The 14,303-nt window shown below is 67.3% G+C and carries 12 protein-coding genes; 5 read left to right on the top strand and 7 right to left on the bottom strand.

The window, feature by feature from the left end; translation table 11 throughout:
- Positions 1-21: 21 nt before the first annotated feature.
- From EYZ64_RS18635 to pafA, 3 genes are read right to left on the bottom strand one after another with little or no spacing between them, the layout of a single operon-like run.
- Positions 22-978 carry a helix-turn-helix transcriptional regulator gene (locus tag EYZ64_RS18635; protein WP_135455551.1) on the bottom strand — a complete coding sequence of 319 codons (957 nt, stop codon included), beginning with the start codon at positions 976-978 and terminating at the stop codon, positions 22-24.
- Positions 975-1,988: a helix-turn-helix transcriptional regulator gene (locus tag EYZ64_RS18640; RefSeq protein WP_135455553.1), complete on the bottom strand. Its 1,014-nt coding sequence runs from the start codon at positions 1,986-1,988 to the stop codon at positions 975-977. The genes EYZ64_RS18635 and EYZ64_RS18640 overlap by 4 nt, the downstream gene beginning before the upstream one ends.
- A gap of 18 nt (positions 1,989-2,006) precedes the next feature.
- Positions 2,007-3,365, bottom strand: a complete 1,359-nt coding sequence (gene pafA, locus EYZ64_RS18645; RefSeq protein WP_135455556.1) for a Pup--protein ligase — start codon at positions 3,363-3,365, stop codon at positions 2,007-2,009.
- A gap of 146 nt (positions 3,366-3,511) precedes the next feature.
- On the opposite strand from pafA, the gene EYZ64_RS18650 reads away from it, so the two are divergent.
- The gene (locus tag EYZ64_RS18650) at positions 3,512-4,192 is read left to right on the top strand and encodes a suppressor of fused domain protein (RefSeq protein ID WP_135455558.1); all 681 of its coding nucleotides are present in this window, start codon (positions 3,512-3,514) and stop codon (positions 4,190-4,192) included.
- Positions 4,193-4,206: 14 nt separating this feature from the next.
- Here the strand turns inward: EYZ64_RS18650 and EYZ64_RS18655 are convergent, their stop codons facing one another.
- Positions 4,207-4,866, bottom strand: a complete 660-nt coding sequence (locus EYZ64_RS18655; RefSeq protein ID WP_135455560.1) for a TetR/AcrR family transcriptional regulator — start codon at positions 4,864-4,866, stop codon at positions 4,207-4,209.
- A gap of 81 nt (positions 4,867-4,947) precedes the next feature.
- Here EYZ64_RS18655 and EYZ64_RS18660 point away from each other — a divergent pair, with 81 nt between their 5' ends.
- Positions 4,948-5,400 carry a hypothetical protein gene (locus tag EYZ64_RS18660; protein WP_135455562.1) on the top strand — a complete coding sequence of 151 codons (453 nt, stop codon included), beginning with the start codon at positions 4,948-4,950 and terminating at the stop codon, positions 5,398-5,400.
- A 22-nt stretch (positions 5,401-5,422) separates the two neighbouring features.
- Here the strand turns inward: EYZ64_RS18660 and EYZ64_RS18665 are convergent, their stop codons facing one another.
- Complete coding sequence (locus EYZ64_RS18665) at positions 5,423-6,937, bottom strand: PucR family transcriptional regulator (protein WP_135460109.1); 1,515 nt, start codon at positions 6,935-6,937, stop codon at positions 5,423-5,425.
- Positions 6,938-7,111: 174 nt separating this feature from the next.
- Here EYZ64_RS18665 and EYZ64_RS18670 point away from each other — a divergent pair, with 174 nt between their 5' ends.
- The 3 genes from EYZ64_RS18670 to EYZ64_RS18680 all read left to right on the top strand — a co-directional run bounded on the left by EYZ64_RS18670 (position 7,112) and on the right by EYZ64_RS18680 (position 12,284).
- A complete protein-coding gene (locus EYZ64_RS18670) occupies positions 7,112-7,963 on the top strand; it encodes a universal stress protein (RefSeq protein WP_135455564.1) in 852 nt (283 codons plus the stop codon).
- Positions 7,956-9,497 (top strand): APC family permease, encoded by a 1,542-nt coding sequence (locus EYZ64_RS18675; RefSeq protein WP_135455566.1) that lies wholly within the window; start codon positions 7,956-7,958, stop codon positions 9,495-9,497. Before EYZ64_RS18670 ends, EYZ64_RS18675 begins: the two co-directional genes overlap by 8 nt.
- A gap of 150 nt (positions 9,498-9,647) precedes the next feature.
- Entirely contained in the window at positions 9,648-12,284 is a 2,637-nt protein-coding gene (locus EYZ64_RS18680; protein ID WP_286175057.1) for an NAD-glutamate dehydrogenase domain-containing protein, read from the top strand.
- Here the strand turns inward: EYZ64_RS18680 and EYZ64_RS18685 are convergent.
- Positions 12,250-13,281: an agmatine deiminase family protein gene (locus EYZ64_RS18685; protein WP_135455568.1), complete on the bottom strand. Its 1,032-nt coding sequence runs from the start codon at positions 13,279-13,281 to the stop codon at positions 12,250-12,252. The genes EYZ64_RS18680 and EYZ64_RS18685 overlap by 35 nt on opposite strands.
- Complete coding sequence (locus tag EYZ64_RS18690) at positions 13,278-14,276, bottom strand: nitrilase-related carbon-nitrogen hydrolase (protein ID WP_135455570.1); 999 nt, start codon at positions 14,274-14,276, stop codon at positions 13,278-13,280. Before EYZ64_RS18690 ends, EYZ64_RS18685 begins: the two co-directional genes overlap by 4 nt.
- Positions 14,277-14,303: the final 27 nt, after the last annotated feature.

A 14,303-nucleotide genomic window follows, 5' to 3' on the forward strand; every position in this document is an offset into this window, starting at 1 on the left:
CTCCAGACGTCGGTGCCGAGTCTACCCGCGTGCGTCGTCGGCGTCGTAGACACGCAGGGCCTCGGCGGCCGCGTCCCGCACCCGCTGCGCCAACGACTCCGGGGCCAACACGGTGACCGCCGAGCCGAAACCGAGTACGAACCTGGCCATCCATTCGTCGGAGGCGTAGGTCATCGCAGCTTCGCAGGCCCCGCCGGGCAGCTCGTTGACCACCCGCAACGGGTAGTAGTCGAAGGCCCACGCGGCAGTCGCGTCGACCAACAGGGTGGCCGACGGGAGGGCCGGATCCGCGTCGAACAGTGACATGTCGGGGCCGGCCTGTACCGCCGGTGGCGGCGGTGCCGATGTCTCGTCGAGCACCTGCGCGTCGACGATGCGGTCGAAGCGGAACAGCCGCACCGCCTCGGCGGTGCGGCACCACGCCTCCAGATAGCTGTTGTCACCGACCAGCGCGACCCGGATCGGATCGACCGTGCGTCGGCTCAGCGAATCCCGCGACGCCGAGTGGTACTCCACCGTCACCGCCCGGCCGTCGCGCACCGCGGCCCGCACGGCCGCGGCAGCGACGCTTTCGGTCTGCGCCGGCTCGTCGACGGCCGCCAGCTTGCTGCCCGCGGCAGATTCGATCTTGGCGATCGCGCTGCGCGCGGCTTCCGGATCGACCATGCCGGGCACGTCGACCAGTGCCCGCAGCGCGACCAGGATCCCGGTTGCTTCGGTGGAGGTCAGCCGCAGCGCGCGGTCCACACCCGCACTGAACGTGACTTCGACTGTGTCGCCTTCGAAATCGAAGTCGATGAGGTCGCCGGGGCTGTACCCGGGCAACCCGCACATCCACAACTGCCGCAGGTCGTCGTCAAGCTGCTTGCGGGTGACGCCCAGCGCCCCGGCCGCCTCGGCCCGCGTGACCTTCGGGTTGGCCTGGAAGTACGGAACCATGTTCAGCATCCGGACCAGCCGGGTGGAAACCTGACTCATGCGCGATCCTCGCTGACCCTCATGCCGCGGTCCGCCTGCGCCCGCAACCGCGCCAGCACGTCGTCGCGCAGCGACTGCGGCGCCAACGCCACGGCGTCGGCCCCGTAACTCGCGATCTCCCTGGCCAATCTGTCGTATCCGCCGACGTCGACGGTGATCTCCTCACCTGCGCGGCCGCCCAGCGTGCGCGGTACGGTCCCGATGGCCTGCCGTCGCAGGGCAGTTGCCCGGCCGTCGGCCACCCAGATCCGGGCCTGTTCGCCGGTCGGCGCTTCGGCGACGACGCGCTGCACCACCTCCCGCAAGTTGACACCGTCGGGTTTCTGCACGGTACCGGCTTCTCCGATGGCGGTGACCGTGTCACCGAGGCGGGACAGCCGGAAGGTGCGGGTGTCGTCGCGGAGCCGGTCATGACCGACGAGGTACCAGCGGCCCCGGTGCGTCACCACGCCCCACGGTTCGACGGTGCGGGTGGTGTACGGATCGCTGCGCGAGTACCGGTGTTCGAACTGCACCACCCGTCCGGTGTCGATCGCCGACAACAGGGTTCCCAGGACCTTCTCCGAACCCCTGATGCCCGGCAGCACAGTCGTGGAGGTGATCGCGACGGACGAATCGCCGCCTTCGACGTCCACCCCTGCCGCCCGCAGCTTGAGCAACGCACCCTGGGTCGCGGTGATCAACTCCGGGGATTGCCACAGCTGGGTGGCCACCGCGACGGCGGTGGCCTCGTCGGTGGTCAACTCGACGGCCGGCAGTGCATAGGCCTCACGGTTGATCCGATACCCCTCGGTGGGGTCGAACTTCGACACCCGGCCGGTCTCCAGCGGGATTCCAAGATCGCGCAATTCGTTCTTGTCGCGCTCGAACATTCGCGAGAACGCCTCGTCACTGGAGCTGTCGTCGTAGCCCTGGACGATTTTGCGGATCTTTTCTGCCGGCAGAAAACGATCGGTTGACAGCAGTGCGATGACAAGGTTCATCAACCGCTCGACTTTGGATACCGCCACGAGATGAAAGCTTAGAGCTCACATGCTGGCGATCAGGCGCTTGACTCGCTCATCAACCGACCGGAACGGGTCCTTGCACAGCACGGTGCGCTGGGCCTGGTCATTGAGCTTGAGGTGCACCCAGTCGACGGTGAAGTCCCGCCCCGCTTCCTGTGCGGCGCTGATGAACTCGCCGCGCAGCTTGGCCCGGGTGGTCTGCGGCGGGGTGTTGACCGCGGCGTCGATCTCCTCGTCGGTGGTGATCCGGGCGGCCAGACCCTTGCGCTGCAACAGGTCGAACACCCCGCGACCACGCTTGATGTCGTGGTAGGCGAGGTCGAGCTGGCTGATCTTCGGGTCGGACAGCTCCATGCTGTAGCGGTCCTGGTAGCGCTGGAACAGCTTGCGTTTGATCACCCAGTCGATCTCGGTGTCGACCTTCGCGAAATCCTGGCTCTCGACCGCGTCGAGCTGGCGGCCCCACAGGTCGACCACCTGCTCGATCTGGGTGCTCGGTTCGCGGGTCTGCAGGTACTCGACGGCCCGGCTGTAGTACTCGCGCTGGATGTCCAGGGCGCTGGCCTGCCGGCCGCCGGCCAGCCGCACCGGACGCCGCCCGGTGAGGTCGTGGCTGACCTCGCGGATGGCGCGGATCGGGTTGTCCAAGGAGAAATCACGGAACGGGACGCCGGCCTCGATCATCTCCAGCACCAGCGAGGCGGTGCCCACCTTGAGCATCGTGGTGGCCTCACACATGTTGGAGTCACCGACGATGACGTGCAAACGGCGGTACTTCTCGGCGTCGGCGTGCGGCTCGTCGCGGGTGTTGATGATCGGACGTGACCGCGTCGTCGCGCTGGAGACGCCCTCCCAGATGTGCTCGGCGCGCTGGCTCAGGCAGAAGGTGGCGGCCTTCGGCGTCTGCAGCACCTTGCCCGCACCGCAGATGAGCTGGCGGGTGACCAGGAACGGCAGCAGCACGTCGGAGATCCGGGAGAACTCACCAGCCCGCACGATCAGATAGTTCTCGTGGCAGCCGTAGGAGTTGCCCGCCGAGTCGGTGTTGTTCTTGAACAGGTAGATGTCACCGCCGATGCCCTCGTCGGCCAGCCGTTGCTCGGCATCGATCAGCAGGTCCTCCAGGACGCGCTCACCGGCGCGGTCGTGGGTGACCAGCTGGGTCAGGTTGTCGCATTCGGCGGTCGCGTACTCGGGGTGGCTGCCGACGTCGAGATACAACCGCGCGCCATTACGAAGGAACACGTTGGAACTGCGGCCCCACGACACCACCCGCCGGAACAGATAGCGGGCAACCTCGTCGGGGCTGAGCCGGCGATGGCCATGGAAGGTGCAGGTCACACCGAATTCCGTCTCGATGCCCATGATTCGTCGCTGCACGCTAACGAGCTTACGGGGTGGTTCACCGCAACGGTGGACAAGCGCGCGCTGACGGTGCGGCAAAATCTGGACATCGTGGCCGTCACACTCGTCGGCACGACGCCCGTCGGTCCCGGATCGGGCGGACCCGGAGAGTTGGGAGAGCCATGGGCCTGTTCGGCCGGAAGCACAAGGACAGCGCCGCGGAGCAGCCGGCGGCTGACGTCGCTGCTGGCGACGACGACAGCGCACCTGGCTGGGACGCGATCACCGCGGCGTTCGACACGCTCTATCCCGATCAGCCCGAGCCGCTGCACATGGCCGCCCTCATCAAGTGGTGCTTCGGGGGCCCGGACCCGCTCGACGGCATCAGCATCTACCGGAGCCCGGAGGCCATGCACTTCGTCACATACGGGTTCTCCGACCTCTACGCCAAGGAATCCACCGATCCGACGTACAGCGGCTTCGGCATCGAGCTGACGCTGAAGCTGAAGCTCGCACCCGGGGCCAACGAGGACGAGGAGATGCGGACCGCCTGCGTCAACCTGCAGGGCTTGGCGCGCTACGTGTTCGAGTCGGGCAAGGTCTTCCAGCCGGACGAGTACGTCTACACGGGCCAGGCGGCCGGCATCGACACCGGGCATCGGTCGGCGCTCACCGGCTTCCTGACCACCCTCGACGCGGCCGGTGAGATCGATACCCCGCATGGCCGGGTCACGTTCGTTCAGCTCGTCGGCGCCACCGACGCCGAGCTGCGCGCGATCGTCGACAAGCGGTACACCGCCGGGCAGATGCTTGAGCTGATCGGTAGCGACATCACCGATCTCGGGCGCGCCAGCGTGGTGTGAGGTCTCGAAAGCCCCTAGGCACCGGACGCCAGCGAGCCGTCGGGCAATCCGAGGATGCGCTCGATCGCCTGTAGATACGCGCCGATCACACGTTGTGCGCGGGGTCCGCTGACGTCGATCCCGGGTGATCCGTCCTGCTCGATCGCGACGGCGAAGGCATCGGCGAGCACGCCGTCCAGGCCCGCGACGAACATCGCGGCCTCGTGCGGGAACCCGACGTGGAACACGCCTTCGTCGCAGCCCTGGCGGATGACGGCTTCGAGCATGGGCACCGAGGTGCGCATCGACTGCTTGGCCAGCTTTTGGCGGAACAGCGCGTTCTCGTCCCGCCACAGGTTCATGAGGGTTGTCACGACCTCCGGGTTTTCGGCCTTCCAGGCTGCCGACGCACCGAAGTAGGCGTGGAGCTTGGCGACGGCGTCGAGGCTGCCGTCGGCGATCACGGCCCGCAAGGGCAGCGACGCACTTTCCGCCATCGCATCGACGATTCCTTCCAGGAGCGCCTGTTTCGAACCGAAGTAGTGATAGAGCGCGCCCTTGGACATCTGCACCTTGGACAGCACGTCCTCGATGGTCATGCGTTCATAGCCCTTGTCATGCATGAGCTCCAGAGCGGCATCGAGGATCTCGCGCCGCCGCGCTGCGTACTCCTCCGGTTTGACCCGACGGGCCACGGGCACCTCCCATTGACGACTGCTCGGACCCGAGCCTAACCTAAAAATAGACCGTCCGTCGGTTTATCGATTGGAGTAGAGATGTCACAAGCCACCCCCGAAGCCCGACGCCGCACCCGGGCGTTCGCCCGCGTCCTAGGCCCGTTCGTCGCGGCCGCGACCGCGATCATCGCGATTCGCCTGCCCGACCTCACCGGGTTGCTCGGCGGACTTTTCGACAACGCGGTCCTGCCCTGGATCCTCGGTGCGGCGATGTTGATGATGGGCTTGATCGTTATCGCGTTCCACCAGTACTGGTACAGCGTGACGGCGGCGCTCATCTCGCTGTTCGGCTGGTTCGTGGCGCTGCGCGGACTGGCGATGATGGCGATTCCGTCGGCGATCGACTCCGGGGCGAACGCGACGGTCACCAGCCCGGGCCTGCAACTGGTCGCGCGGATCTTCTTCCTGCTCCTGACCGCAATGGGCTTGTGGTTGACCTACGTCGGCTGGCGTCGCGAGCCGGCGCCGGACGAAGCGGCGGTCACCGTCTGAGCACGCGGCCGCAGTGGCGCGGTCAGCCGCGCGCCAAGATCGCCAACAGCAGCTCGGCCCGCACCCGGGCCACCCCGAGATCACACCCCAGCAGCCCCTCGGCGATCTCGATCCGCTTGCGCATCGTGTGCCGGTGCACGCCGATGGCCGCCGCGGCGGCCTCCCACTGGCCGTTGGCCTCCAGGAACGCCCGCAGTGCCGCCATCAACCCGGATCCGTGCTGCGCGTCGTGGTCGGCCACCGGAGTCAGTACCGCCGCCCCGAGCGCCATCAGTACCTCCCGGCTGGGCCCGGAGGACAACAGTGCGCTGCCCGCCAGAGCGGCGAATTCCAATGGATAACAGCCGCGTTCGGCCACCGATGCGGCCAGCCGGGCATCGTCGACGGCCTGTATCAACCGCGCCAACGGCCGCATCCCGCTGAGCCCGCTGCGGCTCGACCTGCGCACCGAACGGTCCAGCCCGCTCAGCAGACCGGCCGCGCTCTCAACCGTCGCTGTGCCCGGCAGCAACACGGTCAGCCGGCGATCGGCACCGTGCACGAACACCGGATGTCCGGCCGCCTCCAGCTCGCGCACCACCGCGGCCCGCGCCCGGCTCCGGTGACTCGCGGACTTCGTTTCTCCGTCGAAGTCGACGACCAGGACCCGAATGCGGCCCTCGACATCGGCGACCGGCGCCAGCTGCGCATACACCGGATCCAGGTCGTGTTCGCCGGCCAACAACAGCCCCAGCGCCTGTTCATTGAGCAGCCGCTGCACCTCCTGCAACCGGGCCGGCTTCTCAAAGTCCAAGGCCAGCAACGATGTTGCGTGCCCGAACAGAACCTGGTCGACCGGACTAAGGGCACCGGGGCCGACCACCGCGAGTACACCGTGCGAACGGCCGCCGACCCGGATGTCCTGTTGGGCCACGGTGGTGCCATCGGACAGCACGCGGACGCCTGACGCGGCTCCCGGTTCGATCGAGTCGCGTACCAGGTTGACCGTCGTGACGCTGAGGTTGCTCGGGTGCGATGCGATCACCGTCCCGGTCGGATCCAGCACCACCACGGCGGCCTTCAACGCGCGGCCCAGTTCGGCCGCGACACCGCGCGGACCGTCGCTCACCACCGCCCGGGTGATCCGCGGCTGCGCCCGGGAAGCACGCAGCACGGCGTCATACTCGAGCGCGGCAATGCGCGAACCGACCCGCTGCACGACTGCCGCGAACGGTGTCCGAAGCGGGACCTCGATCAGCGCCAACCCGAGCTCATCGGCGGCTGCCACCACTTCTTCCGGAACCGCATCGAACGTCAAGCCGATTCCGAAACCCACTGCAGTGACGCCACTTTCGGCGAGCATCTGCAGGTAACGTCGGCGACCTCGCGCGCTTGCGGGCAGGCTGATGCCGGTGGTCAGCACCAACTCGCCGCCGGACAGCCATTCGGCCGGATTCGCCAGTTCGGTGGTCAGCACCAGGTTCACCTCGCGCCCGACACCGGCCGCGCCGGCGAGCAGACGCAGATGCAGATCCGACTGCTCGATCACCCACGACACCGGGACCGCCACCCACAGGAATGTACAGAGTGTCGAAAACCTGCACAGAGAATCTCCATATTGTCGGATGATCTGCGATGTGTTCCGCGACACACTTGGCCCGCCAGAGACCTGATGAATTACAAGAGATGGACGGTGCGGGATGTCGGCTGGACAGCTGCGGAGGACTAGTCGATGAGTAGCCCACGAATCGCCGTCGCCTACATCGCCACACCGGGAGGCGACGACGCCGTCGCGGTCGGGGAACAGATCGCCCGCACCCTGGGCGCGGGCCTCGACCTGTGCATGGTCCTGCCCAGTGACCGCTCGGCGCTGGCCCCCACCCCCGGCGATGTTCTGCACCGGGAAGCCGACGGCTGGCTGGCCGCGGCCGCGGCGGGGGTGCGCAACGACGTGCCGGTGACCACCCACCTGAGCTACGACGAGTCCAGCACCATGGGCCTGATCGCGGTGGCCGAGAGCCTGGGCGCCGATGCGCTGGTGGTCGGTGGAGCCGGCGGCGGGATGGCCGGTCCTCTGTCACTCGGCTCGGTGGTCAACGACCTGGTGCATGCCTCCCCCGTACCGGTGGTGATCGCACCGCGCGGCGCCCGATTGCAGCGCAACGAGCGGATTCGGGAGGTCACCTGCGCCATCGGCACCCGGCCCGGAGCCACCCAGTTGCTCAACACCGCCTTGCGGTTCTGCCGGGCCACCGAGACGCCCCTTCGCCTGGTGTCGCTGGTCGCCGTGGATGACGCCCGCCGGCTGGACGCCGCCCAGCAGCACGCACAGCGCGCCCTGGACCAGGCGAAAGACTTTCTGCCGGATGATGTTCCGGTCTCCTCACAGGTGGCCACCGGCCCGACCGTCGAGGAGGCGGTCGACAAACTGGGCTGGCGTGACGGCGACATGATCATGGTCGGTTCGAGCCGGCTGGCCCAGCCGCGCCGCCTGTTCCTCGGGTCGACTGCGGCGAAGATGCTGCGTGTTCTGCAGGTCCCGATGTTTGTGGTGCCTAAAGATGAAGGGGCAGAGCATGTCTGAGCAACTGGCCAGCACCGAACTGGAACGGGCCGAGCGCGAGGAGGGCCTGGTCGCCAAAGGCCTGGCGCCGGGGCGGATCGGCACCTTCACCGGCGCGATCCTCGGCATCTCGACGGTGGCGCCGGGCTACACCCTGACCGCCAGCATCGGGCTCATCGTCGCGGCGGTCGGGCTCAAGATGCCCGCCATCCTGATCGCCGGCTTCGTCCCGATGTTCCTGACCGCCTACGCCTACCGTGAACTGAACTCCCGGGCTCCCGACTGCGGCGCGTCGTTCACCTGGTCCACCAAAGCCTTCGGGCCGTACGTCGGCTGGATGTGCGGGTGGGGCATGGTGATCGCCACCATCATCGTGCTGTCCAACCTGGCCTCGATCGGCGTCCTCTTCGGCTACGAGTTCCTGGGCAAGGTGCTGCACAACGACACGCTCGCGATGCTCCCCGCCGACAATGTCGGCGTCAACATCGTTTCGACGGTCGCGCTACTCGCCATCGCCACCTTCATCTCCTGCCGCGGCATCACCACCAGCGAGAAGGTGCAGTATGTGCTGGTCGGATTCCAGATGACCGTCCTCCTGACGTTCGCGGTCGTCGCCATCGTGCGGTCCGGCGGCGTCGAGGGGCATTTGAGTTTCGACATCCAATGGTTCGACCCGTTCACCGGACTCACGATGAGCGCCTTCGTCATTGGGCTGATCGGCTCGATCTTCGCCTTCTGGGGCTGGGACACCTGCCTGACGCTGGGCGAGGAGAGCAAGGACCCCACCAAGGTGCCCGGCCGCGCCGGATTGCTGTGTGTCCTGTCCATCCTGCTGACCTACCTTCTGGTGGCGGTCGCGGTGATGATGTACGCCGGGGTCGGCGACACCGGGCTGGGACTGGGCAACGAGGAGATCGCGGAGAACGTGTTCGGGGCGCTGGCCTATCCGGTGCTGGGTGACTGGGGCGGGCCACTGCTGCTGCTGGCGGTGTTCGCATCGTCGATCGCCAGCCTGCAGACGACCGTTCTCCCGGCCGCCCGCACCATGCTGGCGATGGGCGCCTACGGCGCCTTCCCCAAGCGGTTCGCCAGCGTCAACCCACGATCCCTGTCACCGGTGTTCAGCACCGTGGTCGCCGGTGTGGTGACCGCCTGCTTCTACACGGTCGTGACACTGCTTTCCGAGCGGACACTGCTGGATACCATTGCCGCCCTTGGCATCATGATCTGCTGGTACTACGGCATCACCGCGTTCGCCTGCGTGTGGTTCTTCCGCAAAGAACTGTTCCTCAGCCCGAGGAACATCATCTACAAGCTGGTGTTCCCGGCGGTCGGCGGCATCATGCTGCTGTCGGTTTTCGTCAAGTCGGTTCTGGTGAGCATGGACCCGGAGGCCAGCGGCAGCGGCGCGTCGATCGGCGGCGTCGGCCTGGTGTTCTACCTCGGCTTCGGCATTCTGCTGCTCGGTGCCGTCCTGATGCTCGTCCTGCGTTTCGTCCAGCCGGCATTCTTCCGGGGCGAAACCCTGACCATGGACACGCCGCCGATCCCCTGACTTGTCGTGTTCGGGGCGCCATTCCCGGGTACTGGTCACGACCGCACCGATCAGACACAGCCGAGTGCTGCGCCTCCGATATCGCTTACCCCTCAGTCGTTGCCAGGCATTCGACACAATGGCGCCTCCGGCGCAGTAAGGATCACCAGAATGTCGATGGTCGTTCGGCCCGCCATGGCCGAGACTCGGCCTGTGGAAAACCCTTCTGCCCGAGTGTCTTTTGCCGCCGACGAAGCCGGCACCCATGCCGAGGTGCAGTGGACCGGATCCCCACCGCTGCTCGCCGAGGTCTGCGCCATGTTCGAACACTTCGGCTTGCGTGTCGCCTCCTATCGGGCCAGCGACGCCGGACACCACTACGAATTCGGCGGTCTCGACCTGCCGACATCCACGCTCGATCTGATCGCACGGGCCTACGAAGCCGCGATCGCCGGACGCTGGCAGGTCGACCGATACGCCGCGCTCATTCCGTCAGCCGGAATCGATTGGCGCCGGGTAGTTCTGATCCGGGCGGCCACCCGATTCATCCGGCAGACCGGGTTGGGTTTCTCGTCCGACTACATCATCGACTCGCTGGTCGCCGCACCGGATTTCGTCAACGCACTGCTGGCGCTGTTCGATGCCCGCTTCAACCCCGACCGCACCGACCGCACCGACCGCACCGACGCCGCCCAAGCAGATCTCGACGTGGCGGCCCTGGTGGACGCCGCGACCTCGCTCGACGACGAGCGTATTCGCCGCGCGCTGCACAGCTTCGTGCGGGCGACCTTGCGTACCAACTGGTTCCAGCTCGGACCAGATGGCCAGGCCAAGGACTACCTGTCCTTCAAGATCGATTCGGCCCAGCTGGCCGACACCGGCCCGGTGGTCCCCTACCGCGAAATCTACGTGTGCTCCGACACCGTCGAGGGCATACACCTGCGCAGCGGCGCCATCGCCCGAGGTGGGCTGCGCTGGTCGAATCGCCCTGAGGACTTCCGCACCGAGGTGCTCGGCCTGATGAAGACACAGGCCGTGAAGAACGCCCCCATCGTGCCGGCCGGCGCCAAAGGCGCGTTCGTGCTCCGCAACGCCGATATCGCCCCCGCCGACGGCTACCGCACATTCATCCGCGGGCTGCTCGACGTCACCGACAACATCGTCGATGGTGCGGTCCGTCATCCGGACCGGACGGTGTGCCCCGACGGCACGGACGCCTACCTGGTCGTCGCCGCCGACAAGGGCACCGCGAAGTTCTCCGACCTGGCCAATTCCATTGCCGCCGAGTACGGCTTCTGGCTCGGAGACGCTTTCGCCTCGGGCGGTTCGGCCGGCTACGACCACAAAGCGATGGGCATCACCGCACGCGGCGCGTGGCTCTCGGTACGGCGGCATTTCGCCGAAGCCGGCCACGACATCGATGTCGAGCCGTTCACAGTCGCCGGTATCGGCGACATGTCCGGTGACGTGTTCGGCAACGGAATGTTGCTGTCCCACAACATCAAACTCGTCGCGGCGTTCGACCATCGGCACATCTTCGTCGATCCCGACCCGGACCCCAAGGTGTCCTTCGATGAGCGCACACGGCTGTTCGATCTGCCCGCATCGAGCTGGCAGGACTACGACTCGACGCTGATCTCGGCCGGTGGTGGGGTGTGGCCCCGCACTGCCAAGTCGATACCGCTGTCACCGCAGGCACGGACCGCGCTGGACATCGAAGCGGCCGAGTGCACCCCGGACGACTTGATCTCGGCGGTGCTGCGCGCCCCAGTCGACCTGCTGTGGAACGGCGGCGTCGGCACATACGTCAGGTCCGACGGGGAATCCGACTCCGACGCCCGGGACAAGGCAAACGACCGCGTTCGGGTGACGGCATCGCAGCTGCGCTGCAAGGTGATCGGCGAAGGCGGCAACCTCGGACTCACCCAGCAGGCGCGGATCGGATTCGCCCTGAACGGTGGCCGGGTCAACGCCGACTTCATCGACAACGCGGCCGGTGTCGCGACCTCAGACCTCGAGGTCAACATCAAAATCGCCCTGGATTCCGGCAACATCGATACTGCACAACGCAATACGCTGCTCTCCGACGCGACCGAGGACGTCGCCGCGCGGGTGCTGGCCGACAACGCCGAGGCGATCCTGGCGATCAGCATGGCCGCCGCCGAAGCGGATTCGCTGCTGGACCGGCACATAAGGTTGATCGGCAATCTGCGGGACGAAGCGGGCGTCGACCCCCAAGTCGAGGGGCTGCCTGCCGGGCCGGAACTGGCACGCCGTCGCACCATGGGACTGGGACTCACCCGACCTGAGATCGCGGTGCTGCTGGCCCAATCCAAGAATCTGGTGGCACAGGAGTTGCTTGCCTCCGACATTCCGGACCAGGAGGTGTTCACGCACCGCCTCGGGGACTACTTCCCCGCTGGGATCGCCCAGCATGCCCGCGCCGAGATCAGCCGCCATCCGTTGCGCCGTGAGATCGTAGCGACCTCGGTGGCCGGCGAGCTGATCAACCGGGTCGGCCCCGGCACCATCTACCGCATGCAGGAGCGGTTGGCGGTGACCACGCCGCAGGTGGCGCAGGCCTACGCCACGGTGCGCGACATCCTCGATCTGGACGCGCTGTGGGCGGCGGAACTGGCCGGCAGCAGCGATGAGGGGCAGCGCATCCAGGCGTTGCTGCAGGTACGCGAGCTGGTCGAGCACCTGACGTCCTGGGTGCTGCGCAACGGGACCGGCAACCGCGCCCGGGTGAGCGCGGCGATCGGCCGGCTGATCACCGCTGGAGAGCGGCAGGCTGATGTTGGGTGATGCAATGAATGCCGCCGCCGCGCTCGAATAGCGGGCGGGCATCGACGCTGAGCACACGGCGGCCCGGATACTGTTCAGCGAGGATCGCCGCCGCGTCGGCGTCCCGCGGATCACCGAAGGCACAGGCGATCACCCCGCCGTTGACCACCAGGTGGTTGATGTAGCTGTAGTCGACGAAGCCGTCGGCGTCGGTCAACTGGTCCGGCGCCGGTAGCTCCACGATCTCCCACGGCTTTCCCGTGACGTCGTGGGACTGCTCGATCGATGCGCGGATTTCCTTGCACACCACGTGATCCGGATGCTCCTCGGCGCCCTGCGCATGCAGCAGCAGACGGCCGGGCGACGCTATCGCGGCCACGATGTCGACATGGCCGCGAGTGCCGAAGCGCTGCGAGTCACGGGTCAGCCCGCGCGGCAGCCACACCGCGTGATCGGCACCGATGGTTCGGGCCAGCTCGGCCTCGACGTCCGCCTTGGTGGCGCCGGGGTTGCGGCCGGGGTCCAGTTGCACGGTCTCGGTGACCAGGACGGTACCCAGCCCGTCGACCTGGATGCCGCCCCCTTCGTTCACCAGATTCGAGTCGACCACCGGCACTCCGGACCAATCAGCCACGGCCGCAGCGATTTTCGAGTCACGATCCCAGCGTGCCCAATCCTGTGCGCCCCAGCCGTTGAACACCCAGTCCACCGCAGCCACCGAACCGTCCTCGGCGTGCACGAAGGTGGGGCCGATGTCGCGCATCCACGCGTCGTTCAACGGCGCCTCGACGATGTCGACAGCTGCGGATAGATAGCGTCGGGCCGCGGCCATTTCGGCGGGGTCCACCACCATTGTCACGGGCTCGAACTCCAACACCGCGTGCGCCACCGCCGCCCAGGTGGTGCGCGCTTCGTGGTGTTCGGCTTCGGAGTCGCCCAGCGAATAGCCGGCGGACGGGAAGGCCATCCACACGCGATCCTGAGGTGCACTCTCCGCCGGCATCCGGTGAGTGGTCATTTCACCACTGCCGTGGCTGCGTGGCCGGCTCCGTACGGGTGCGCCACATCGACCGGCGCGGTCAGCGCGGCATAGGTGTCGGGCCGCCGGGTGAGCAGAAACGGGAACAGCTCCAGCCAGTCCCGGCGCTGATCCAGATCCAGGTCGGCGACCAGCACGGCTTCTTCGTCGCGAGGTGCCTGCACCAGCACCCGGCCGAACGGGTCGGAGATGAACGACGAACCGTAGAAGGTGACCTTGCCCTCGTCACCGATCCGGTTGGGCACCACCATGAACAGCCCGCTGCTGATGCCGTTGGCGACGATCACGTGCTGCCACAGCGGCTGGGTGTCGAAGGCCGGGAACACCGGCTCCGAACCGATCGCCGTCGGGTAGACCACGATCTCGGCGCCGCCGAGTGAGTAGCTGCGCGCCACTTCGGGGAACCACTCGTCCCAGCAGGTCGGCAGGCCGACACGGGCACCCAGGCCCTCTGGGTTGTACACGGGATAGGGGTCACCGTCGGCGGACGGCCCCGGACCCGGACCCGGACGGAAATAGGTGTCTTCGTAGTAGCCGGCCGAGATCGGGATGTGCAGCTTGCGGGTATATCCGGCCAACTCCCCCGACGGGGTCACCAGGATCGCCGTATTGAAGCCCAATCCGTCTTCGGCCGGTGCTTTTTGGTACAGCGAAGCATGCACGAAGACGCCGTTCGCGCGGGCGGCCTCGGCGGCGAGGGCAAAGGTCGGGCCTCCGGTGAGATCCTCGGCGGACTCGCCGGGATTCTGTCCGGCCGGGGTGTCCGCGGGGTATCGCAGCAGGGTGATCTCCGGCAGGCAGACCAGCGCGGCACCGGCACCGGCCGCCCGATCGATACCGTCCCGTAGCACCCTGACCAGTTCCGTCGCATCGGGCCGCCACCGATGCTGCACCAGCCCGACCCGCAGCGGAGGGCGCGTCGACTCGGCGCTTCGGGACAGCGACTCGGGCGCGGTGGCGGTCAGGGTGATCATCGGTCGACTCCTAAAACGAATGGTGTT

Source organism: Mycobacterium sp. DL99 (assembly GCF_004762045.1).
In the GTDB taxonomy this organism is placed as follows: Bacteria; Actinomycetota; Actinomycetes; order Mycobacteriales; family Mycobacteriaceae; genus Mycobacterium.

Coding starts and splice junctions, on each gene's coding strand:
- EYZ64_RS18650 (WP_135455558.1), top strand. CDS start 3,512: ATGGGCCTGTTCGGCCGGAAGCACAAGGACAGCGCCGCGGAGCAGCCG.
- EYZ64_RS18635 (WP_135455551.1), bottom strand. CDS start 978: ATGAGTCAGGTTTCCACCCGGCTGGTCCGGATGCTGAACATGGTTCCG.
- EYZ64_RS18660 (WP_135455562.1), top strand. CDS start 4,948: ATGTCACAAGCCACCCCCGAAGCCCGACGCCGCACCCGGGCGTTCGCC.
- EYZ64_RS18680 (WP_286175057.1), top strand. CDS start 9,648: ATGTCGATGGTCGTTCGGCCCGCCATGGCCGAGACTCGGCCTGTGGAA.
- EYZ64_RS18675 (WP_135455566.1), top strand. CDS start 7,956: ATGTCTGAGCAACTGGCCAGCACCGAACTGGAACGGGCCGAGCGCGAG.
- EYZ64_RS18690 (WP_135455570.1), bottom strand. CDS start 14,276: ATGATCACCCTGACCGCCACCGCGCCCGAGTCGCTGTCCCGAAGCGCC.
- EYZ64_RS18670 (WP_135455564.1), top strand. CDS start 7,112: ATGAGTAGCCCACGAATCGCCGTCGCCTACATCGCCACACCGGGAGGC.
- EYZ64_RS18685 (WP_135455568.1), bottom strand. CDS start 13,281: ATGACCACTCACCGGATGCCGGCGGAGAGTGCACCTCAGGATCGCGTG.